The organism is Elusimicrobiaceae bacterium (assembly GCA_028700325.1).
Taxonomy (GTDB): Bacteria; Elusimicrobiota; Elusimicrobia; order Elusimicrobiales; family Elusimicrobiaceae; genus JAQVSV01.
The window spans coordinates 1-22,500 of sequence record JAQVSV010000008.1; the positions used below are offsets into that span (position 1 = coordinate 1).

Genomic DNA, 22,500 nt, shown 5'->3' on the forward strand with positions numbered 1-22,500 from the left:
TCAGCTCATCTATGCCCTGGTTGCGTAAGGCTTCAATCTCTTTTACTTTCATCGCGGTTCCCCTTATCGCCTTGCCACTAGTTTCGTGCGGATCGGCAGCTTGGCTGACGCGAGCCGCATGGCTTCTTTCGCTTCTTCGAGGGTCAACCCCTCGACTTCATAAAGAATCCGGCCCGGCTTCACAACCGCCACCCATGACTCGGGCGCGCCTTTCCCTTTACCCATGCGGGTTCCGGCGGCGTGCTTGGTGATCGGCTTGTCCGGGAAAATGCGTATCCACATTTTGCCGCGTTTCTTGATCACACGCGACAGCGAAATACGCGCCGCTTCGATCTGGCGAGACGACAGCCAGTACGGCTCAAGCGCTTTCATCCCGTATTCGCCAAACGACACATCGGCCCCGCGCGTGGCGTTGCCTCTGTTCTTGGGCGCGCTGTGGGTTTTTCTATATTTGGTCTTCTTAGGCATCAGCATGGTCGGACGCCTCCTTCTTTGCAGGCTCTTCTTTCGCGGCTTCGGGAGTCTCGGAATCGGTGAACCCGCCGTTCTTGCGCATTTCGGCAAGCAGTTCCTTGGGCGATTTCGCGAAATGGTCTTTCTTGTAGATCCAGCATTTCACGCCGATCTTGCCGCTTATCGTGTTGGCTTCGGTAAAACCGTAGTCAATATCGGCGCAGAGCGTATGCAGCGGCACGCGGCCTTCGCGTTTCCACTCGGTGCGGGCGATTTCCGCGCCGCCCAGCCGGCCGGCGACCATGATCTTGATGCCCAGCGCCTTGGCCGACATGGCGCGGTCAATCGCGCGTTTCATCGCTCCCCCGAAATGCGCCCGCCGCTCAAGCTGCATCGCGATCGCTTCCGCGACGAGCTGCGCGTCGGTTTCCGGGTTCTTGATCTCCATGACGTTAACCGAAGTCCGGCTTCCGGTAAGCTCCTGGATGCTCTTGCGCAACGTTTCGATATCGCCGCCCTTCTTGCCGATCACCACGCCCGGCCGTGCGGTATGCACGTTCACGCGAAGGAAAGAGCCCGCCCGTTCGATGCCGATCCAGCTTATCGCCGCCATCGGATAGCGGTTCTTGACCAGCGTGCGGATTTCAAAATCCTGATTGATCAGGGCAGGCATGTTGTTCGGAGCGAACCACCGGCTCTGCCAGTCCTGAATGTATCCCAGCCTCATTGACCTAGGGTGTATTTTATGACCCATAATTATCGTGAGATTAACTCACACCTCCTTTCGTGTCAGACACCACCACCGTCAGGTGGCATACTTTCCGTCTGAACGGCAGCGCCCGCCCCTGAGGGCCGGGCTGCACGCGGCGGAGGTGTTTCATCGGGCCCATATCGGCGTAAATCCGCGTAACCCAGATGGTCGCGGGATCAAGTTGCTTGCCCAGCTTGACGGACAGGTTCGCCGCGGCCGAATGTATCGCCTTGCGCACCATGTCGGACGAGCGGCGCGGCGCCATTTCCACCAGCTGTTCCGCCACGAGCACGTTCTTGCCCCGAATTTGGTCGGCTATCTGGCCGACCTTTCTTCTGCCGTATCTTTGAAACTTGGCTATTGCCACAGCATCCATAATTCTATCCTCTTGATTGTTTAGGTAAGGGAGGCCGACTTCTTCGTGTGCGATTCGCCGTGACCCCGGAACGTGCGGGTGAACGCGAACTCGCCCAGCTTGTGCCCTACCATTCTTTCCGACACATAGACCGGAAGGAACTTCTGACCGTTGTGCACCATAAAAGTGTGTCCCACGAACTCGGGGCTGATCGTGCACGCCCTGGCCCATGTTTTCACAGATTTCTTGTTGCCCGAGTCATTCATCGCGCGAACCTTCTTGAGAAGGCTTTCGTCAATATACGGACCTTTTTTTGTAGATCTTCCCATTTTTTCCTCTCAATTAAGCGCGAGCCTTCGCTTTGCGCCGGTCCTGGACAATCATCCAGTTCCAAACTTTCTGCACGCGGGTCTTGAAACCCTTGGCTTTCTGGTTCCACGGCGAGCGGGCGATGTTGCCGCCTTTCGAATGTCCGCGGCCGCCGCCCATCGGGTGGTCCACCGCGTTCATCGCGCCGCCGCGCACCGTCGGGCGGATGCCCAGGTGCCGCTTGCGGCCGGCATTGCCGATCACGATCGTGTTGTGCTCGACGTTGCCCACCTGCCCGATTGTGGCCATGCAGTCAACCGGCAGCAGCCGGATTTCGCCGGAAGGCATCCTGATATGCGCGTATTTCCCTTCCCGCGCCAGCAGCTGCGCCTGCGCCCCGGCCGACCGCACCAGCTGCGCGCCCCGGCCAACCAGCATTTCGATATTATGCAGGAATGTGCCTTCCGGAATATTCTTCAGAGGAAGCGCATTGCCGACTTTGATATCGGCCTGCGGCCCGCTGTTGAGCATATCCCCGACTTTCACGCCTACGGGATGCAGAATATACCGCTTTTCCCCGTCCGCGTAGTTCAAAAGACAGATCCGCGAGCTCCGGTTCGGATCGTACTCGATCGAAACCACTTTCGCCGGAATTCCGTATTTCTCCCGCTTGAAATCAATCTTGCGGAATGCGCGCTTGTGCCCGCCACCGATATGGCGCACCATAACCATGCCGGTATTGTTGCGGCCGCCGCTTTTGCGCAGTCCCGTCGTCAGGCTCTTTTCAGGAACGGTTTTCGTGATTTCCGAAAAATCCGCTACGGTGATAAATCTCCTCGACGGTGTATAAGGTCTAAACGATTTGGGCATAAATGTTATATCCTCTCCTTTCAGGCGGCATCAGAAACTTCTATCTTCTGCCCGTCCTTGAGGGTCACGACCGCTTTTTTCCAGTCCGGCCGCTTGCCTTCAAACCGCCCTACGCGATGGAGTTTGCCTTTCATGCTCACTGTGGTTATCTTCGTCACATTGACCTTGAAGAGTTTTTCTACCGCTTGACGGATCTCGGCTTTGTTGGCGTTGGGCGCCACTTCAAAGCTGTATTTGTTCTCTTTGTCTTTCTGGGTAAGGCTTTTCTCGGTGAGAATAGGCCTTTTCAGAACTTCATAGATCTCTTTGGCCATGGTTATTCTCCCTTGGTCCACAGGACGTTCAGCGCGTCAAGCGCGGTCCTGGTGATGACCAGCTTGGTGCTGTTAAGCACGCCGTATGTGTTGAGGTTTTCAGGCCGGCAATGCACCAGCCCGGGCACGTTGCGCCCGGCAAGCAGCAGTTTGCCGTTCTCGCCCGTGGAAATGATCATGGGCTTTCTGCCGGCGTCAAGCGCGGCCAACGCGTCGGACATATGCCGGGTCTTCGCTTCGGGCAGATCGAATTTATCAACAACAACGACCGCGCCGTCCGCCAGCTTTGCGCTCAATGCGTGCGCCAAAGCCATGCGCCTTTTGAACTGGGGCAGTTCCCTGCGGAACGAATGGGGCCGCGGTCCGAAAACCACGCCGCCGCCCGTCCAGAGCGGAGAGCGGTTTGAACCCGACCGGGCGCGGCCGGTGCCTTTCTGCTTCCAGGGCTTCTTGCCGCCGCCGCTTACTTCCGCGCGGGTTTTGGCGCAGGCGCAGCCGATGCGCTGGTTGGCCAGAAACACTTTCGCCGCTTCATGAAGGAGGTGCTTGTCGGGGGTGACTCCGAAAACCTTTTCAGGCAGTTCGCACTTCCCTACTTTTTCACCCTGTATGTTTAATACTGCTGTTTCCATTTTAGATTTCCTCGAGTGAAAACTCTACCTCAAGCCTTTTTGCGCGACTTGGAGGTTTCCAGAACGGACACTATCGTGCCTTTGCAGCCCGGCACCGAACCGTTGATATAAATGCAGCCGGTGTCGTTATTGACCCGCACCACTTTCATCTTCGACATCGTAACCGTTCTCTGACCCATATGGCCGGCCATTCTCTGTCCGGGAATCACCCGGCCCAAAGAACGCTGCGAGGCGAGCGAACCGGGCGACCGTTCCTTATCGGACGCGCCGTGCGAGCCCGGCAGGCCGTGGAACCCGTGGCGCTTCATCGCGCCAGCGAAGCCTCTGCCTTTGGTCAGACCCTGAACGTCCACAAAATCACCGGTCTGGAACCGGGACGCGAGCGTAACCGCCTGTCCTATTTCATAACCGTCAACGCTGGCTATGCGGTATTCCTTGAGGTGCAGCGCGGGCGACACGTTGGCCTTCCTGTACTGGCCCGCAGTGGCTTTATTCAGTTTCTTGGGGTTCTTGTCCCCGTATCCGAGGCAGACGGCGGTATAACCGTCGCGCTCCTGCGTGCGGACATTGACTACTCTGCACGGATTGACTTTCACCACCGTTACGGAATGAACCGTGCCGGCTTCGTCAAAAACCTGGGTCATGCCGAGCTTTTCGCCCAGCACTGCGCGAAGGGTTGCCGGCGCTTCTGTAACCGCTGCGACTTCTGTATTTTTGATTTCTTCTGCCATTGTCGTTTTCCCGCTCACATCTTGATCCCGACATCAACACCAGCCGGAAGATCCAGTTTCATGAGTTCATCCACCGTTTTTGAGGTGGGGCTTTTCAGATCTATAAGCCGTTTGTGGATGCGCATCTCGAACTGCTCGCGCGATTTCTTGTCCACATGCGGCGATTTAAGCACGGTATACTTGCGAATCTTGGTCGGCAGGAGCACCGGCCCCGCAACAATCGCGCCGGTCCGGCGCGCGGTGTCCACTATCCGGGTCACGGACTGGTCAAGCATACGGTGGTCATAGGACCGCAGTTTAATGCGGATCCGCTCTTGCCCCTCTAGGGTATTGCCTTTCTTTTTGGTTTCTTCTGCCATACTTTCGTCCTTTTTTAATTGCGACAGATATCTTATTTTATAATTGTAGCATATTCCCGGCGCTTTGAGAACAGCTTAAATTTTCAATAAGACAGACAGCGCCCACCGCCGCTTCAGTTTCAGTCCGCGCTGTATTGGAGAAATACGCCTCTCCGCCACGCCGTTCACGCCGCATTTTTCAATACTTTCACAGCCCCCGCGCTTACTGCCCGCGCACGCTGCGACGTTAATATGCGGCCCGGAAACCGCCCGGCTGTTTTCCGCAAAAAGACACCCGCGCGGCAGGATCATCCTGCCGCCTGGGAGGCGACTACCATTGACGGGATTGCCAAAGCAATCCCCACCGCGGAACATATAATGCGGCCCCTGAATTCACGCGGCTTTGCCGCGTTCCGGACTTATTGCCGCCCGGTTCAGGCCCGCCCACAGGCTGATATGCGCTTCAGATTCTTTGCACACCGGACCCGAATCTTGTGCCTGGCCATATAATGCCCGGCGACTCTCGGTCCACCTGTCAGGAGGCGAAAACTCAGCCTTCCATTCTCGGGTCGCGCAGGATAGTTTAACTGCCCCTGCCGCCCGGCGCCCACACCCAAGAACCCGATTTCTTGTTTTCAGCCCGGCCGGCTGCTTCCAGGCCGGCCGGCAAAATCTCCATTCCGGCACAGTTTCTGCCGCAACGGCCCGTGACACAACTCGACTTCATCACGCACGGGGTCAGGGGGGTTGTTCCGCCCGGATACTCCGGACCAACGGCTAACGCATACCCCTTGCGGGGCTTCCCTTACGGAAAGCGGGTTATTATCCCTTGTTTTGCGCGGCGTCCTGCCTTCCGCGCCGCGCCCGGCCTGCTTGCCGCCGGGTATTTCAAGCCCCTCTCCAGCCTGCTGCGCCGGAACCGGACTCTGGGATAATATGCCGACGCGCCACTACCGCGTCATGCAATATCTGCCGTTTTCGTTTTCACTGCTTTCCGCCGACGCGCACGCCGCTGTATCGGAACATGCGCCCCGGCGCTAATTGCGGGCGGGGAAGAAGCCGTACGCCGCTTCCCCGCCCGGGTAATTACTGCAATACTAGCCGGCAACCTCGGCGGCGGATTTCTTTTCCACAATCGCCTTGGCTATGTTGCCCGGCACGTCTTCATAATGGCTGGGCTCAATATTAAACGACGCGCGGCCCTGTGACAGCGAGCGCACCGTCGTCGCATATCCGAACATTTCCGACAGCGGCACCGTGCCCCTGATGAAGCGCACGTTTCCGCGGTTGCCCATTTCAGAAATCTTCGCGCGACGGGAGTTGAGATCGCCGATAATGTCGCCCATATAACTCTCGGGCGTGACAACCTCCACTTTCATAATGGGTTCCAGAATCACGGGACTGGCGTTTTTGCAGGCCGCGCGCAACGCCATAGCGCCGGCGATCTTGAACGCGATTTCCGACGAGTCCACATCGTGGTACGAGCCGTCGAGCAGCACAACGCGCACGTCCACCAGCGGATAACCCGCCAGAGCGCCGCTTTCGCAGGCTTCCTTCGTGCCTTTTTCAACGGCCGGAATGAATTCCCGGGGAATTCTGCCCTGTTTCACTTCGTCCACGAACTCGAATCCGCCGCCCACGGGCAGCGGTTCCACCCTGATGATGACGTGGCCATACTGGCCCTTGCCACCGGACTGACGGATAAACTTGCCTTCCTGTTCCGCTTTCTTGCGGATCGTTTCGCGGTAAGCGACCTGCGGGTTGCCCACATTCGCCTGCACCTTGAATTCCCGCTTGAGCCGGTCCACAATAATATTGAGGTGAAGCTCGCCCATCCCGGAAATAATCGTCTGCGCGGTTTCTTCGTCCGTGCGCACCCGGAATGTCTGGTCCTCTTCGGCCAGCCGGCCCAGCGCGATGGACATTTTTTCCTCGTCTTCCTTTGACTTCGGCTCAATCGCGATCGAAATAACCGGTTCCGGGAAAGTGATTTCTTCCAGCAGGATCGGATTCTTCAGATCGCACAGCGTTTCGCCCACTTTCGCGTTTTTGAGCGCGACCGTGGCGGCGATATCGCCGGCATATAAATCTTTCACATCCTCTCGCTTGTCGGCGTGCATGCGCATTACCCGGCCAATGCGCTCCTGCGCGCCGCTGCGCGAGAACAGAACGGTGTCGCCCGCAGACAGCTTGCCTGAATAAATGCGGAAATAACTCAGTTTGCCCACATACGGATCGGTCTGGATCTTAAACAGCAGCGCGGAAAACGGTTCGCTGTCTGAAGCCTTGCGCTCCACCGGTTCGTCCGTATCGGGATTCACGCCTTTCGTGGGAGGCACCTCGACCGGCGACGGCAGATAGTAGCACACCGCGTCGAGCATCGGCTGCACGCCTTTGTTCTTGTATGACGAACCGCACACGACCGGAAAGAATTTCCCTGTCAGCACGCCCTGACGTATCGCCGTGCGGATTTCCTCCACGGAAAACTCGGTGGAGCCGGCCAGATAGCGCTCCATGATGCTTTCGTCGTAATCGGAAATTTTCTCGATCATTTCCGTGCGGTGCTTCTCGGCGGCTTCCTTGTATTCGGCGGGAATATCAACAATCTCGAATTTCGCGCCAACCTCGTCGCCGGACCAGACATAGGCTTTCATCTGCACCAGATCCACGACGCCTTTAAGGTTCTCTTCCGCGCCGATCGGAATCTGGATCGGGCAGGCGTTGCCGCCCAGTTTTTCCCGGATGGAATGAACCGAATTGTAAAAATTCGCGCCCAGCCGGTCAAGCTTGTTGATGTAGGCGATCCGGGGCACATGGTATTTGTCAGCCTGGCGCCATACGGTTTCAGACTGGGGCTCCACGCCCTGCACTCCGTCAAACACCACCACCGCGCCGTCAAGCACGCGCAGGCTCCGCTCGACTTCGGCGGTAAAATCCACGTGTCCCGGAGTGTCAATGATGTTGATCTGGCAGTCGCGCCAGGAGCAGTAAATCGCGGCGGAGGTGATGGTAATGCCGCGCTCGCGCTCCTGTTCCATCCAGTCGGTTACGGCGGTCCCGTCATGCACTTCGCCGATTTTATGTATGCGGCCCGTATAAAAAAGTATACGTTCCGTGGTTGTGGTTTTACCTGCGTCAATGTGCGCGATAATACCGATGTTCCTGATCTTCTCTAGCGGATATTCTCTTGGCATACTCTAAGCGTTCCCGGCGTGCTGGATTACCATCTGTAATGGGCGAAAGCGCGGTTCGCTTCGGCCATTTTATGCGTGTCTTCGCGTTTTTTAAACGCCGTCCCTTCCTTCCTGGCGGCCAGCATCAGCTCTTCGGCCAGCTTGTCCGCCATCGGACGGCCCTTGCGGCTGCGCGCCGCGGTGAGAATCCAGCGCATCGCGATCGCGGTGCCGCGGATCGGTTTGACCTCCAGAGGCACCTGATAAGTCGCGCCGCCCACCCGCCGGGGCTTTACTTCCACCAGCGGCCGCACGTTCTCGATGGCCTTGTTAAACGTTTCCATCGGCTCGGCGCTGGTTTTTTCCTTGATTATGTCAAGCGCGCCGTACACCAGCTTTTCGGCAGTATTCTTTTTGCCTTCGTAATTCATCTTGTTGATGAACCGGGCAATGAGCACCGAATTGCACTTCGAATCCGGCGCGGGAACTTCTCTTCTTTCTCTGGGTTTAAGACCTTTTCTGGGCATAGTTTCTTTCCGCTTACTTGGCTTTGGGCCGCTTGACGCCGTAAAGCGAACGACCCTGCTTTCTGTTCTCGACACCGGCGGCATCCAAAGCGCCGCGGATAATATGGTATCTTACGCCCGGAAGATCTTTGACACGACCGCCGCGCACGAGCACGATCGAATGCTCCTGCAGGTTGTGTCCCACTCCGGGGATGTAGGCCGTAACCTCGACCTTCGAAGTCAGTTTTACGCGCGCCACTTTCCGTAAAGCCGAGTTCGGCTTCTTGGGGGTTACCGTCCACACGCGGGTGCAGACGCCCCTTCTCTGAGGACAGGAATTGAGGGCAGGCGCTTTCGTCCTGTTTCTCTGTTTGCTCCGTCCGAATTTCACTAACTGATTTATTGTAGGCATAGCGATTTTTACCGTTCCTTGTTTTTATTCGTCCGAAATACCGACATCAAACTTTCTTGCGGCGATACCGGTCCCCGCGGGAATAAGGTGGCCGACGATCACGTTCTCTTTCAGGCCACGAAGCGTGTCGGCCTGGCCCATGATGGCGGCGTCAGTGAGCACCTTCGTGGTTTCCTGGAAGCTGGCCGCCGAAATCCACGATTCCGACGCAAGCGAAGCTTTGCTGATACCCAGCAGGATCGGTTCAGCCTGGGCTTCCTGTTTGCCGGCGCGCTTCATTTTCCCGTTCTCGGCGAGAAAGGAGGCTTTGCTCACGATCTCGCCTTTAAGGAAGGACGTTTCCCCTCCGTCAAGAATACGGACATTGCCCAGCATCTGGCGGACGATCACTTCAATGTGCCTGTCGTTAATCGTAACGCCCTGCAGTCTGTAAACTTCCTGAATGGCGTTTAAAAGGAATTCCTGCACGTCCTTGATTCCCTTCACATGCAGCATGTCGTGCGGATTGACCGCCCCGTCGGTAAGCGCTTCCCCGACACCCACATAGTCGCCTTCGTACACCACAAGATGCTTGCCGTGGGGAATGCTGTACTGCTTGACCTGGTTCGTCTCCTCGTTGCGCACCGATACCTCGATGAGGCCTTTAGGCGACATTTCAAGGCTGACCGTGCCCTCGATCTCGGAGATGATGGCCGGATTGCGGGGCTTGCGCGCCTCAAACAATTCGGCGATGCGGGGCAGGCCGCCGGTGATATCTTTCGTGCCGCCCACTTCCTGCGGAATTTTGGCCAGCGCATCGCCGCAGCGAACATCCTCGCCGGATTCCGTCAATAAAATTGTATCAATAGGCAGGGGGTAATTGAAAGAGCCTTCTTTTCCCTTGATGCCGATGGACGGGCTCTTTTTGCTCTCCCGGCTGCCCACAATCCGCCGCTCGATCACGCCGGTAACGCGGTTGCGCTCCTCGTGCAGCGTGATGCCTTCCACAACGTCGCGCAGCGCGATCACGCCGTCAATTTCCGAAATGATCGGCAGTGAATGCGGATCCCATTCCGCCATCAAAGTGGCCACTTTAACCCTGTCGCCGGCTTTGGCGTGCAGAATCGCGCCGTAAGGAACTTTATACTCCTTCACATGCCCCGCGGGAGTTTCCAGCTTGATGAACCCGTTGCGGGACACGCAGATGCGTTTGCCGAACCGGTCCGACACTTCGCGGATATCGTGAAACACGACCTTGCCGTCAACTTCAGCCTCGGCTTTCGAGCGGCTGAGCACGCGCGACGCGGTTCCGCCGATATGGAAAGTTCTCAGCGTCAGCTGGGTTCCGGGCTCGCCGATTGACTGGGCCGCAATGATGCCGACCGCTTCGCCCGTGTTGACCGGCTGCCAGTTCGCCAGATTTAGGCCGTAACACTTGGCGCAGACGCCGTTTTCCGCCTCGCAGGTCAGCACCGAGCGGATCCGCAGCGACTCCACTTCATATTTCTCCAGTTCGTCAGCCATTTCGCTGGTGATCAGATCCCCGTCGGACACAAGCACCTTGTCCTTGCCTTTCTCGTCTTTCACCGTTACCGTTTCAAGCGAAGTGCGGCCCAGAATGCGGTCGCGCAGCGGCTCGATCACTTCTTCGCCGCTCATCAGCGATTTGACCGTGATGCCGTTAATGGTGCCGCAGTCCGGCTGGATGACAACCACGTTGTGACCCACGTCCACCAGACGGCGGGTAAGGTACCCGGCGTCAGCGGTTTTAAGAGCCGTGTCGGACAGACCTTTGCGGCCGCCGTGCGTGGAAATGAAATATTCCAGCACCGTCAGCCCTTCGCGGAAATTGGAGGTGATGGGAGATTCGATGATTTCACCGATACCGCCGGTCAGCTTCTTCTGCGGTTTCGCCATCAGACCGCGCATGCCCGCCAGCTGCCGCACCTGCTGGCGCGAGCCTCTGGCGCCGGAATCGGCCATCATGTGGATCGAGTTGAACCGCTGCGCGCCCGGTTTGTAATGGGTCGAGTCGGTCTTCTTCATCTCTTCAAACAGCTTGTCGGCGACATCGTCGGTAACGCGCGTCCAGATATCAATGACTTTGTTATAGCGTTCGCCTTCGGTGATGAGACCCGCTTCCGCCTGGCTCTGGATCTGCGCCACTTTCTTCTTGGCGTCGGCGATGATTTTTTTCTTCGCCTCGGGAATGGTCATGTCCGCGACCGATATGGACAGGCCGGATTTTGTGGCATAGGTATAGCCCATCCGCATGATCCGGTCCAGAAACCGCACGGCTTCGTAATGCCCGTAGGTTTTGTCCTTGTAACAGGTTTCCACAAGCCGCGACAGTTCCTTCTTGCCGACCACGCTGTTGATGTAGCCCCATTTCTCCGGCATGGCGCGGTTGAAAATCACCCGCCCGACCGAAGTATAATCTTTCCAATTGCGCACGTCGTGCAGGCCTTTTTCCAGGCCTTTTTCGACGATCGCGTTTATGCCGCGCACTTTCACTTTGGCCTGCAGGGACACCCGGCCGTGGTGATAGGCTGAAATCGCGTCCTCGGGATCGGCGAATATCATGCCTTCGCCGAACTCGCCGTCTTTCACTTTCGTGATATAGTTCACGCCCAGCACCATGTCATGGCCGGGTGTGGCGATCGGTTTGCCCGACGCCGGCGACAGGATATTGTTCGTCGCCATCATCAGCATCCGCGCTTCCAGCTGGGCTTCCAGCGAAAGCGGAACGTGCACGGCCATCTGGTCGCCGTCGAAATCGGCGTTGAACGCCGTACAGGTCAGCGGATGCAGCTGGATCGCCTTGCCTTCGATAAGCACCGGCTCGAACGCCTGGATGCCCAGCCTGTGCAGTGTGGGCGCGCGGTTCAAAAGCACCGGGTGATTCTTCGTGACGTACTCCAAAATATCCCAGATTTCCGGGCGGACCCGCTCCAGCATCTTCTTTGCCGCCTTGAGCGTGACGCCCTGCCGGCGCATAAGCTCGCCGATAATAAAGGGTTTGAACAGTTCCAGCGCCATCAGTTTCGGCAGGCCGCACTGGCTGAGCTTGAGGCTCGGCCCGACCACGATGACCGACCGGCCCGAATAATCCACGCGTTTGCCCAGCAGGTTCTGGCGGAACCGGCCGTGTTTGCCTTTTATGATGTCGGACAGCGACTTCAGCGGCCGCCCGCCCGCGCCGATGAAATATTTGCCGCGCGCGCCGTTTTCGATAAGCGCGTCCACCGCTTCCTGCAGCAGGCGCTTTTCGTTGTACACCATCACTTCGGGCGCGCGCAGCGCCTCGATGTGTTTAAGGCGGTTGTTGCGGTTGATGATCCGGCGGTACAGATCGTTAAGATCGGATGCGGCGAACCGGCCGCCCTCAAGCGGAACCAGCGGGCGCAGATCCGGCGGAATGACCGGCAGCACTTTTAAAATCATCCATTCCGGGCGGTTGCCGCTCTGCTGGAAATCCTCCAGCGTTTTCACTCGGCGCAGCAGTTTCGACCGCTCCATCTCGGAATTGGTTTCCCGCAGCTGTTCGTGCAGTTTGGGAATTTCCAACTTGAAATCCACCTGCTCCAGCAGCTGGCGTATGGCGTTGGCGCCGATGCCGACCTTCAGCCTCGCGCCGTATTTCTTGCGGGTTTCGCGAACCTGCGCGTCGGACAGCAGATCGCCCTTGTGCAGTTCCACCCGCTGCGACACCGGGTCGGTAACGTCTTCCAGCACCACATAGCTCGCGTAATAAACCACGCGCTCAAGCTCGGACGCCTTCATGTCTAGAATGATGCCGATGCGTGACGGCGTCTTGCGCAGGAACCAGATATGCGCGACCGGCACCGCCAGCTCGATATGGCCCATCTTCTCGCGGCGCACCTTGCTCTCGGTGATTTCCACTCCGCAGCGGTCGCACACCATGCCTTTGTATTTCACCCAGCGATATTTGCCGCAGGAACATTCGTAATCTTTAGTCGGGCCGAAAATGCGCTCGCAGAACAGGCCGTCGCGCTCCGGCTTGAGAGTCCGGTAATTGATGGTTTCGGGCTTTTTGACTTCGCCGCTGGACCAGTTGAAAATCTGTTCCGGGCTGGCGATGCCGACTTTTATGGCGTTGAAGTCAAGAAAATCAAGATTTTCCGCGTTCTTCAGTTTCTTTCCAGTATCGAGCATGTTCAATACCCCTTTGCCTATTTGCCCGCAGCCGCGGTTTTGGAGGACTCAACCGCGGCTGCCTGCGCCGCGGTTTCGCCCTCGGAAGTCTTTACCAGATTCACGCTCAGCCCCAGCGCCTGCAATTCCTTCACAAGCACTTTCAGCGATTCCGGCACACCGGGCTGCATGGGCGGCTCGCCCTTGATAATGGCTTCGTACATCTTGGTGCGGCCGACGAAATCGTCGGACTTGACGGTCAGGAATTCCTGCAGCGTGTAAGTCGCGCCGTAACCCTCTATGGCCCACACTTCCATTTCGCCGAACCGCTGCCCGCCGAACTGAGCTTTGCCGCCGAGCGGCTGGCGCGTGATAAGGCTGTACGGGCCGGTTGACCGGGCGTGCACCTTGTCCTCGACCAGATGGATCAGCTTCATGATGTACATGTAGCCGATGGTGACTTTCTCCGCGAACGCCGCGCCTGTCCGACCGTCATAGAGTGTGATGCGGCAGTATTCATCAGGCAGATGCTTTTCCGGCACGCCTTTGTCCATGAGCGACTGGCGGGCCTCGTTGACCTTGGCCAGCACGTCGTCCTCGGTCGGGCCGTCGAACACGGGGCAGACCATCTGGGTATTGAGCTGTTTTCCCGCCCAGCCCAGCATGGTTTCAAACAGCTGGCCCACGTTCATGCGCGACGGAATGCCCAGCGGCGACAGCACTATGTCAATCGGAGTGCCGTCCGGCATGAAAGGCATATCCTCTTCCGGCAGAATTTTCGCCACAACGCCTTTGTTGCCGTGCCGGCCCGACAGTTTGTCGCCGACCATCAGCTTGCGTTTTGACGCCACATAAACCTTTACGGTCTTATTGACGGTGACGGCCAGCTCGTCGCCCTGCTTGGCAAGCTCCATCTCGCGCTCGTATTCGTCCACCGCGCGTTTTTCCATCAGCTTGAAGAACAGGTTGATACGCTCTTCCTCGGATTTCTGCCCGCTGTTTTTGATGTTTTCAAGCGCGGCTTTGCGCTGCGCGGTGATGTTGGCGAGCTTGCCGTCGCGATCGGCTTCGATCTGCTTGAGGCGCGCGCGTTCCTCTATTTTTGAAAGCTTTTCCTTGCGCACGAACACCCGCGTACCCACCACTTTGCCCGAAACGCCCGGCGGCACCCGCAGCGACGCGTCCACCACGTCTTCGGCCTTGCGGCCGAAAATGACTTTCAGGAGCCGTTCCTCGGGAGTCAGCTGCTGTTCGCCTTTCGGCGTAACCTTGCCGACCAGAATATCGCCCGGCTGCACCACTGTCGAGGGCATTACAATGCCCTGATCGTCAAGGTGCGACAGCGCTTCCGCGCCCACGTTGGGGATATCCCGGGTGATTTCTTCGGGGCCGAGCTTTGTGGTGCGCGCTTCGGTTTCAAACTCATGCAGGTGGATGGAAGTGAACACGTCCTCCTTCACGAGCTTTTCGGAAACCAGAATGGCGTCTTCGTAATTATACCCTTCCCAGCTTAAAAATCCGACCAGCAGGTTGCGCCCGAGCGCCAGCTGGCCGGCATGGGAAGCGGGCCCGTCGGCGAGCACGTCGCCTGCTTTGACCCGGTCGCCGCTTTTCACAAGCGGCACCTGGTTGATGCAGGTGTCCTGATTGGACCGCTTGTATTTGATCAGAGTGTACATGTCCACTTTCGGCGGAGCGGAATCTTCCGGCTGCACGGCAATCAGCTCGCCGGACGCGAAAATCACCCGTCCGCTCCTGCGCGCCACGCGGCACGCGCCCGAATCGGCGGCGCACGCGCCTTCCACGCCGGTGCCCACCAGCGGAAACTCGGGCAGCAGCAGCGGCACGCCCTGGCGCTGCATGTTGCAGCCCATCAGCGCGCGGTTCGCGTCGTCATGTTCAAGAAACGGGATCAGCGCGGCCGACAGCGAGATGACCTGCAGCGGCGAAATATCCATATAATTGACAAGATCCGGCGTCAGGATCGGATAGTCCGACCGGTACCGCGCGTACACCACGTCGCTGTTGATGACGGAACTGCCGTCCACCGGCGTGTTTGACTGCGCGACTTTGAATTCGTCTTCCTTGTCGGCCGTCAGATAATCCACTTTCGTGGTCACCTTGCCGTTTTCCACCCGCTTGTAAGGAGCCTCCAGCAGCCCGTATTCGTTGACCCGGGCGTAGCACGCCAGCGAAGTGATGAGGCCGATGTTCGGGCCTTCCGGCGTTTCAATCGGGCAGATGCGGCCATAATGGGTGTGATGCACGTCGCGGACTTCGAACCCCGCGCGCTTTCTGTTCAGACCGCCGGGCCCCAGCGCCGAAAGCCGCCGTTTGTGAGTCAGCTCCGACAGCGGATTGATCTGGTCGAGAAACTGCGACAGCTGGCTCGTGCCGAAAAACTTGCGGATGATCGCCTGCACCGGCTGCGCGTTGACCAGCGAGCGCGGCGTCGGGTTTTCGTCGTCCTTGTTCATCCGGTCGCGCACGGTGCGCGCCATCTGCGACAGTCCGACCCGGATCTGGTTTTCCAGCAGCTCGCCTATCCCGCGCACGCGGCGGTTGCCCAGATGATCAATATCGTCCATCTCGAACAGATATTTTTTGCCCTTGTACTCGATATGCGACTGGCCGCTGTTGAGCGCCAGCAGATATTTCACCGTCGCGATAATGTCTTCGAGGCACAGCGTTCTGCGCTTGTCCGCGGGCACGTTGAAGCGCTTGGAGTTGATGAGCCGGAGCTGCTCGTAAATCGGCAGCAGTTTCTTGTTGACCTTGTAACGGCCCACATAACTAAGATCGTAGCGGCGGAGATTCTCGAATATAAGATTCTCAAGGAACTGTTCCGCCTGCTCTTTCACCACGAAATCCTGACCGCGCAGCTTTTTGTAAATATCCTGCTGGGCTTCCTTGGAGGTGCGGGAGGTGTCTTTCTTGCTGTCAAGCGTAAGCAGTATGGCGGGATCGTCCTGCCGGGGATTGCCGAAAATGACCTTGATTTTCCTGATATTGCGGTCAACCAGCAGCTTGAACGCCTTGTCGTCAATCGGTTCGGTTCCTTTTTCGTCAAGGTTCCAAAGCACCTCGCCGGTGTTGGTATCAACAATGTCCTCAACCGCGTAGCGGCCGATAACGTCGTCCGCGGCGGCGGGCTTCACTTCAACTTCTTCAAAAGGATAGAAAGTCTGCAGGATTTCGGCGTTGGTTTCCAGTCCGCAGGCTCTTAAAAAGGTGGTCGCGAGAATTTTTTTCTTGCGGTCCAGCCGGACCCACAGCACGTTCGCCAGATCAAATTCGAATTCCACCCACGCGCCCCGGTACGGGATAATGCGCGCGAAATAAAGCTGTTTGCCTATGGTGGACTGTTTTTTTTCTTCGTCTTCCTCAAAAATAACGCCGGGCGAACGGTGCAGCTGGCTTACGATAACGCGCTCTGACCCGTTGAAAATGAAGCACCCGTTTTCCGTCATCAGCGGCAGGTCGCACAAAGTGACGTCCTGCTCCATGACTTCCTTCAGCTTGCCGTTCTTCTGCTGCACGGAAAGCGACAGCCACGCCTTGAGCGGCGCGCTGTATGTGCCGTCGCGCACGGTGGCCTCTTCGGGAGTGATATAACGCGGGTCGCCAAGTTCATAGCGGATAAAATCCAGCCGCATGCTGGAATCCGGCGCATCAATCGGAAACACATCAATAAACGCGGCCTGAAGCCCCTGCAGCTGGCGCTCGCTGGGCTTGCTGTCATGCTGAACGAATTCGGCAAAAGAACGCTTCTGCAGTTCTAAAAGATTGGGAAGTTTAAGCGTCTGAGGAATCTTGGCGAAATTTACCTGTTTCATTTATACCTCTTATATCGGAGTCCCGGCGAGTGCAGCCGTACTGTCAACTCCGCGCTTCTTTACCGGACACGATCCCGCCCCCTACCGGCCCCCGTTTTCCGGGGCCGGTGGAGCGAGATCTGAAACAACTGTTGCAAGGACTTACTTCAGTTCAATGGTTGCGCCGGCTTCAACGAGCTTCTTCTGCATCTCGTCGGCATCCGCTTTGGCGACATTCTCTTTCACGGCTTTGGGCGCGCCTTCCACAAGGTCTTTCGCTTCTTTCAGGCCCAGTCCGGTGATTTCCCGGACAACCTTGATGACGCCGATCTTCTTGGTGGTGTCGGACAGGCCGGTCAGCATAACGTTGAACTCGGTCTTTTCCTCCACTGCGGCGGCAGCGCCGGCAGCGGGAGCGGCCATCATCATTCCACCCATGGCGGGCGCGGCCTTCACGTCAAATTTCGTCTCAATCGCCTTGACAAGCTCGGAGAGTTCGAGCACGGTCATGCTGGCAATAGAATCAAGCATTTCGTCTTTTGTGATACCCATTTTACTTTCTCCTGTGTTTTTCGGGTAGCCATCTTATTGAGGTTTCTGATGTTTATCCCTTGCGGGGCTACCAACCGTCATTTGAGCGCCGTTGTTTTACGGAACTCAGGCTGCGGTTTCGCCCTCTCTTTTTTTGTCTTCGAGAGCTTTCAGCGCGAACGCCAAGTCGCGTATCGGAGCCTGAAGCACGGAAGCAATCCGGCTGACGCTCGTATACAGAGCGCAGGCGAGATGGCTGAGCGTTTCCGCCCGGGTGCCAAGCATTGACAGCTTCTTGCAGTCCTCTTCGCTGAACCAATTCTTCGTCGCATAACCGGCTTTTATTTTAAGCGCGGGGAATTCTTTTTCGAACGCCGCCAATACCTTGGCGGCTTCAACGATATCGCCGCCTTTCAGGATGGTAATGGCGGTCGGCCCTTTCAGAATGTCCGGCGTGCCGGCGACTTCCGCATTTCTCAGCGCAAAATTCACTACGGAATTGCGCTCGACGCGGAACTGCGCCTTCACATCCGTAAGCTTTTCCCGCAGCCGGGCAAGCTCCACGAATTTCAGACCCTGATAAGAGGCAAAGAATAAACCCTCTGAGGCTTTAATTTCCTCAGCCAGTTTCGACGACCTGTCTATTTTCTGTTCTTTGCTAAGGTTCATAGCATTGAAATTATACCACATTCGCGCGCAAATTACTATCGCGCCGTTTCGCCGGGTTTATCCGGCACCTGAATGCGGCGGATTTACCGGCCCCGAAATGCGAAAATCTCATGAAAATACCGGTAAATCCGCCGCATATTTCCTGCCCGTTTTCACGCATTTCCGGCCAAACTCCCGCCGCGTGAAAACATTTTTATAAAATCTTACAAAAAACTTACACAAATCCGGCCTTTGCTCCAATATGTTAAACACATATACCCGCTTTATAACTGCATAACAATTCCCTGGCCGGAATACCGGACTTTTCAAGTTTTCACGTCGAAGCTGATCTTTTTTCGCATGATGCAAAAAAACGGGCGCTCCGCATTAAAATAAAAACGTAAGTTAATTTTCATGACCGAGCAGAATCCGGTTTTGTCCGTCCGGCATGCCTGTCAAAACCGGATTTTAGCCCGCCACTCCCGGCGCTGGCCGGAAAAGAGCGGCAACAAACACCAGCGCGCACCAGCTTGTGTGAAAAAAACAGCTTGCCGCCAAAAAGCCACTCCGCTTCCCGGCAACACAACATGCCTGCCGCCAGGCTGGCAGTGCCGGGGCCGGTCACACCGACACGCGAACCGGAAATTACCTTGGGATATCTCTGACGAGAATGGATTGCATTTTGCCGGCGGGGGTTGTTTGAACAATATTTTCATGTATGCCGCGCCAGGGAGCGGGCCGCAGCCGAATGGTCTTGCCGTCGAAAATAATCCGCACGTCATGCACTTTTTTGCCGCGCAGATATTTTTTCACAAAACCTGCGGTTTCCGGATCGGATGATTGCAGCACCGGGTCCGGCACGACAACCGAACCAAGCAGGTTCGGCCTGTTACCGCGGCTGGCGTAAAACCCTTCACGGATATAAAGCGGCAGAACCACCGTGCCGGACCCGACCGGAACCCTGATATATGCGATATCATTGTCGGGACTGAAGGTTATAACGCAGTTTTCAGGCAGATGCGGCCTGATCGCACCGGGAAAATAAACAGGATAATCCGCGTCAATCTCCGGGCCCTGCTCCGCCGGGCCGCCCAGAAACGGACCCTTCACAACGGCGCCGGTGCGCACAAACTCCCAGCCGGCTCCGAAGATCGGCTTGCGGTAATATCCGCCACGGCCCAGCGCATCCACACCCTCGACCCGCAATTCGCGCCCGGCGTTGCCTCGGCCGGTGGTGAAAATGGTAATACGGGCGGTTATCCGGCCGGGAATTTCCGGCTGCGCGCGCCAGTCCTCGCCGGGCAACGCGATGACCTTAGGCGTATATTTCGTAAAAGAATAGGCAAACATCGGATCCGCGCCGGTGGTATCAAAATCCGCCAGCCGCGTGTACATCTGCCCGGCTTTGTTAACTATAAATAACGTGGATCCGCTCGCATCCATCGCCTCCGCCACAAAGCGCCCGCGCTGGGGCATGGCGATACGGTGCCCGAAATCGGGCGGCAGCCACGGATCAGCGTATTTAATATGCCGCCCGTCCGGCGCAAGCAGGTATAAAGTGGAAACTTTGATCATAAGATCCTTGAAATTTCCCGCAGGATCTTCAAATCCGCCGGCCTCGTCATCAATATTCGATATCGCCCACGATCTGTTGGCCGGAACCACAAGTGTTGCGCTTACCGGCTTGCCCCAGCCCTTTTTCCATTTCATCTTCGGCACTTTCAGATAGCTGACAGCGCCGTCGCGCGCAAGCGCGATAAGATTGCTCCCGTCTGCCGAAATCTCCACCGATCCGGCCGGCTGGCCGGGCACCGGCATCCACTGCCGATCGCCGGTTTTACGCATATAAATCACTTCGCCGCTCAGAACGAACTGATACCGGGAAGTAAAGGAATAACCATGGCTTTTCAGATTGGTGTTCAGACCGGTAAAATCCGGCCCGACCGCCGCCGAAACAACGGGCACGCTGATCGCGCCCGCCCGGGTTAAAAAAACATCCAGATCCCTGTTTTTAATTTCCGCGGCATAAGAAAACTGCGCGGCTAATGAAAATATTAAAGCCCCTGTAACACAAACTCCCGGTTTAGACATAGCCCTCCGCATTGTTTTAAGTATACCTGAAACGCCTTAACCCCTGCAAAGGCCTTGCGGCGCCGCACTCATTGGGCCCAAAGGCCCATGGCTGGAATATCGGGCGCCGCCACGCAAAACCGCATAGATTATAATATGTCATAGATACTGCCGGGTTCCGGCCAGCCGTTGTCTGATGAATTTCAAAAATTTCCAGAACTTCCGCCATCGCCCTCAATCGCGCTTTCCCGTTCGGCACAAAGGACACTCGCATTTTTTTATTTTCTTTAGCGAAAAAAGATTGACAACACGGAAACTGATGCTCTGTCCCGGCGTTACCATGCTCTCGCCAACACCTGCAGTATAATTAGAGGTTCATGCCGTGCATTGCCCGGCTGGACACTGTTGTCAGAACCAGCATGAAAACCATATTTCACACTTTTTACTTCAAATACCATTTTAAACTGCCGATAGTGTTTATGCCATCCGCTCAATACGCCGATTCGCGTGATATGCTCCGCCCGCTTGCGCCGGATGAAACGTTTACCCTGCCCTGGAGGGAATTACATCCTTCATCCCCATGCCCACACGCCGGGTTTTCGTGAGCGGAATTTAATAAAAAGGTGAAGCTTGTTCGGCACAACACTATTACAGCTGAAAGTTGCCGATCCGGACGCTGGCTGGCGAATTGGGATAACCTGGGCAATTAATACCCGGAGGAAACCAAAAATCAAACGAACCTGATCCGCCGGCGCCAAAACAATGCCGTCTGGGATCTATCGGCAACGGATGGAATATTTCAATTAAAACCCCGCTCCGCATACAACAGCGGGACAAACCATCCGGTAATAAAACAAATAACCCCCGCTGGATATACCCGCGGGGGTTATGAAATAGAAAGAACGGTAAGAGATGAGACCGGCAGCGACCCACTCTCCCAACGCCGAGATGGGCGTTAGTACCATAGGCCCTTGAGAGCTTAACTGCCGTGTTCGGAATGGGTACGGGTGTTGCCTCTCAGGAAATACCACCGGTCTTATGTCTTACCGTTCTTTTGGTTTAAAGTCCGAAAAATTGTCAAATACCACACCGACACCAGCCAATATTGTTAGATTAAAGAATACGGCCAAGCCTCACGATCGATTAGTACTAGTTAGCTCCACACATTGCTGTGCTTCCACCTCTAGCCTATCAAACCAGTAGTCTTCTGGAGATCTTTAGCACCCTTACGGGTGAGGGAAACCTTATCTTGAGGCGGGTTTCACGCTTATATGCTTTCAGCGTTTATCCCTACCGAACACCGCTACCCAGCCATGCCGCAAAGCACGACAACTGGTATACAGGAGGTTCGTCCAACCTGGCCCTCTCGTACTAAGGTCAGCTCCTCTCAAGTTTCCTTCGCGCATAGCAGATAGAGACCGTACTGTCTCACGACGTACTGAACCCAGCTCACGTACCGCTTTAATGGGCGAACAGCCCAACCCTTCCCACCTGCTTCAGCGGGAGGATGCGATGAGCCGACATCGAGGTGCCAAACCGGGCCGTCGATGTGAACTCTTGGGCCCGATTAGCCTGTTATCCCCGGGGTAGCTTTTATCCGTTGAGCGATGGCCCATCCACGAGGGACCACCGGATCACTATGTCCTACTTTCGTACCTGCTCGGCCTGTCGGCCTTGCAGTCAAGCTCCCTTCTACCATTGCGCTCGTCGGCCGATTTCCACACGGCCTGAGGGAACCTTGGAACGCCTCCGTTACTCTTTGGGAGGCGACCGCCCCAGTCAAACTGCCCACCTGCCAATGTCCCTGTCCCAGATTCATGGGCCCAGGTTAGAATCACAATCACAATAGGGTGGTATTTCACTAATGACTCCACGGCCCCCACAAGGACCGCTTCAAAGTCTCCCACCTATTCTACGCAATTGAAACCGTAATTCAATGACAAGTTACAGTAAAGCTCCACAGGGTCTTTTCGTCTTGCTACGCGTAGTCAGCGTCTTCACTGACACCACAATTTCGCCGAGGCCATCGTTGAGACAGCGGTACCTTTGTTATGCCATTCGTGCAGGTCGGAACTTACCCGACAAGGAATTTCGCTACCTTAGGACGGTTATAGTTACCGCCGCCGTTTACTGGGGCTTAAGTTCAGAGCTTCGCCTTGCGGCTAACCCCTCCCCTTGACCTTCCAGCACCGGGCAGGCATCAGGCCCTATACATCATCTTGTGATTTCAGCAGAGCCCTAAGTTTTTGTTAAACAGTCACGGTACCCCTTTCACTGCGGCCCTTTCTCAATGTATTGCTACACCATTACTTGGGCACTCCTTCTTCCGAAGTTACGGAGCTAGTTTGCCTAGTTCCTTAACGATGGCTATCTCGCGCGCCTTAGGATTTTCACCCCATCCACCTGTGTCGGTTTACGGTACGGTTACGATAGAAACTCCCTACGAAGCTTTTCTAGG

General features: G+C 56.5%; 17 protein-coding genes and 2 rRNA genes (1 of these 19 only partly in view). All 19 read right to left on the minus strand.

Annotated features, from left to right (window positions below; all coding sequences use genetic code 11):
• Nucleotides 1–63: 63 nt before the first annotated feature.
• Nucleotides 64–474 (minus strand): 50S ribosomal protein L16, encoded by a 411-nt coding sequence (rplP, locus tag PHW69_01985; protein ID MDD4003960.1) that lies wholly within the window; start codon nucleotides 472–474, stop codon nucleotides 64–66.
• A complete protein-coding gene (gene rpsC / locus PHW69_01990; protein MDD4003961.1) occupies nucleotides 461–1,207 on the minus strand; it encodes a 30S ribosomal protein S3 in 747 nt (248 codons plus the stop codon). Before rpsC ends, rplP begins: the two co-directional genes overlap by 14 nt.
• A gap of 13 nt (nucleotides 1,208–1,220) precedes the next feature.
• Nucleotides 1,221–1,580 (minus strand): 50S ribosomal protein L22, encoded by a 360-nt coding sequence (gene rplV / locus PHW69_01995; protein MDD4003962.1) that lies wholly within the window; start codon nucleotides 1,578–1,580, stop codon nucleotides 1,221–1,223.
• Nucleotides 1,581–1,600: 20 nt separating this feature from the next.
• Nucleotides 1,601–1,888: a 30S ribosomal protein S19 gene (rpsS, locus tag PHW69_02000; GenBank protein MDD4003963.1), complete on the minus strand. Its 288-nt coding sequence runs from the start codon at nucleotides 1,886–1,888 to the stop codon at nucleotides 1,601–1,603.
• 13 nt (nucleotides 1,889–1,901) lie between these two features.
• Nucleotides 1,902–2,738, minus strand: coding sequence for a 50S ribosomal protein L2 (rplB, locus tag PHW69_02005; protein MDD4003964.1), 837 nt, complete (start codon nucleotides 2,736–2,738; stop codon nucleotides 1,902–1,904).
• 20 nt (nucleotides 2,739–2,758) lie between these two features.
• A complete protein-coding gene (locus tag PHW69_02010) occupies nucleotides 2,759–3,052 on the minus strand; it encodes a 50S ribosomal protein L23 (protein MDD4003965.1) in 294 nt (97 codons plus the stop codon).
• Nucleotides 3,053–3,054: 2 nt separating this feature from the next.
• The gene (gene rplD / locus PHW69_02015) at nucleotides 3,055–3,684 is read right to left on the minus strand and encodes a 50S ribosomal protein L4 (protein ID MDD4003966.1); all 630 of its coding nucleotides are present in this window, start codon (nucleotides 3,682–3,684) and stop codon (nucleotides 3,055–3,057) included.
• 29 nt (nucleotides 3,685–3,713) lie between these two features.
• Complete coding sequence (gene rplC, locus PHW69_02020) at nucleotides 3,714–4,415, minus strand: 50S ribosomal protein L3 (protein ID MDD4003967.1); 702 nt, start codon at nucleotides 4,413–4,415, stop codon at nucleotides 3,714–3,716.
• A 14-nt stretch (nucleotides 4,416–4,429) separates the two neighbouring features.
• Entirely contained in the window at nucleotides 4,430–4,774 is a 345-nt protein-coding gene (gene rpsJ, locus PHW69_02025) for a 30S ribosomal protein S10 (GenBank protein ID MDD4003968.1), read from the minus strand.
• Between the two features lie 1,076 nt (nucleotides 4,775–5,850).
• Complete coding sequence (gene fusA / locus PHW69_02030) at nucleotides 5,851–7,947, minus strand: elongation factor G (GenBank protein MDD4003969.1); 2,097 nt, start codon at nucleotides 7,945–7,947, stop codon at nucleotides 5,851–5,853.
• Nucleotides 7,948–7,973: 26 nt separating this feature from the next.
• Complete coding sequence (gene rpsG, locus PHW69_02035) at nucleotides 7,974–8,453, minus strand: 30S ribosomal protein S7 (GenBank protein ID MDD4003970.1); 480 nt, start codon at nucleotides 8,451–8,453, stop codon at nucleotides 7,974–7,976.
• A 13-nt stretch (nucleotides 8,454–8,466) separates the two neighbouring features.
• A complete protein-coding gene (gene rpsL, locus PHW69_02040; GenBank protein MDD4003971.1) occupies nucleotides 8,467–8,844 on the minus strand; it encodes a 30S ribosomal protein S12 in 378 nt (125 codons plus the stop codon).
• A gap of 24 nt (nucleotides 8,845–8,868) precedes the next feature.
• Nucleotides 8,869–12,999, minus strand: a complete 4,131-nt coding sequence (gene rpoC / locus PHW69_02045) for a DNA-directed RNA polymerase subunit beta' (GenBank protein MDD4003972.1) — start codon at nucleotides 12,997–12,999, stop codon at nucleotides 8,869–8,871.
• A gap of 17 nt (nucleotides 13,000–13,016) precedes the next feature.
• Nucleotides 13,017–16,814 (minus strand): DNA-directed RNA polymerase subunit beta, encoded by a 3,798-nt coding sequence (gene rpoB / locus PHW69_02050; protein MDD4003973.1) that lies wholly within the window; start codon nucleotides 16,812–16,814, stop codon nucleotides 13,017–13,019.
• Nucleotides 16,815–16,955: 141 nt separating this feature from the next.
• Complete coding sequence (gene rplL / locus PHW69_02055) at nucleotides 16,956–17,345, minus strand: 50S ribosomal protein L7/L12 (protein MDD4003974.1); 390 nt, start codon at nucleotides 17,343–17,345, stop codon at nucleotides 16,956–16,958.
• Between the two features lie 105 nt (nucleotides 17,346–17,450).
• A complete protein-coding gene (gene rplJ / locus PHW69_02060; protein MDD4003975.1) occupies nucleotides 17,451–17,993 on the minus strand; it encodes a 50S ribosomal protein L10 in 543 nt (180 codons plus the stop codon).
• Nucleotides 17,994–18,617: 624 nt separating this feature from the next.
• A complete protein-coding gene (locus PHW69_02065) occupies nucleotides 18,618–20,063 on the minus strand; it encodes a hypothetical protein (GenBank protein ID MDD4003976.1) in 1,446 nt (481 codons plus the stop codon).
• A gap of 895 nt (nucleotides 20,064–20,958) precedes the next feature.
• A 5S ribosomal RNA gene (rrf, locus tag PHW69_02070) occupies nucleotides 20,959–21,077 on the minus strand.
• A gap of 87 nt (nucleotides 21,078–21,164) precedes the next feature.
• A 23S ribosomal RNA gene (locus tag PHW69_02075) occupies nucleotides 21,165–22,500 on the minus strand; it runs 1,691 nt beyond the window's last position.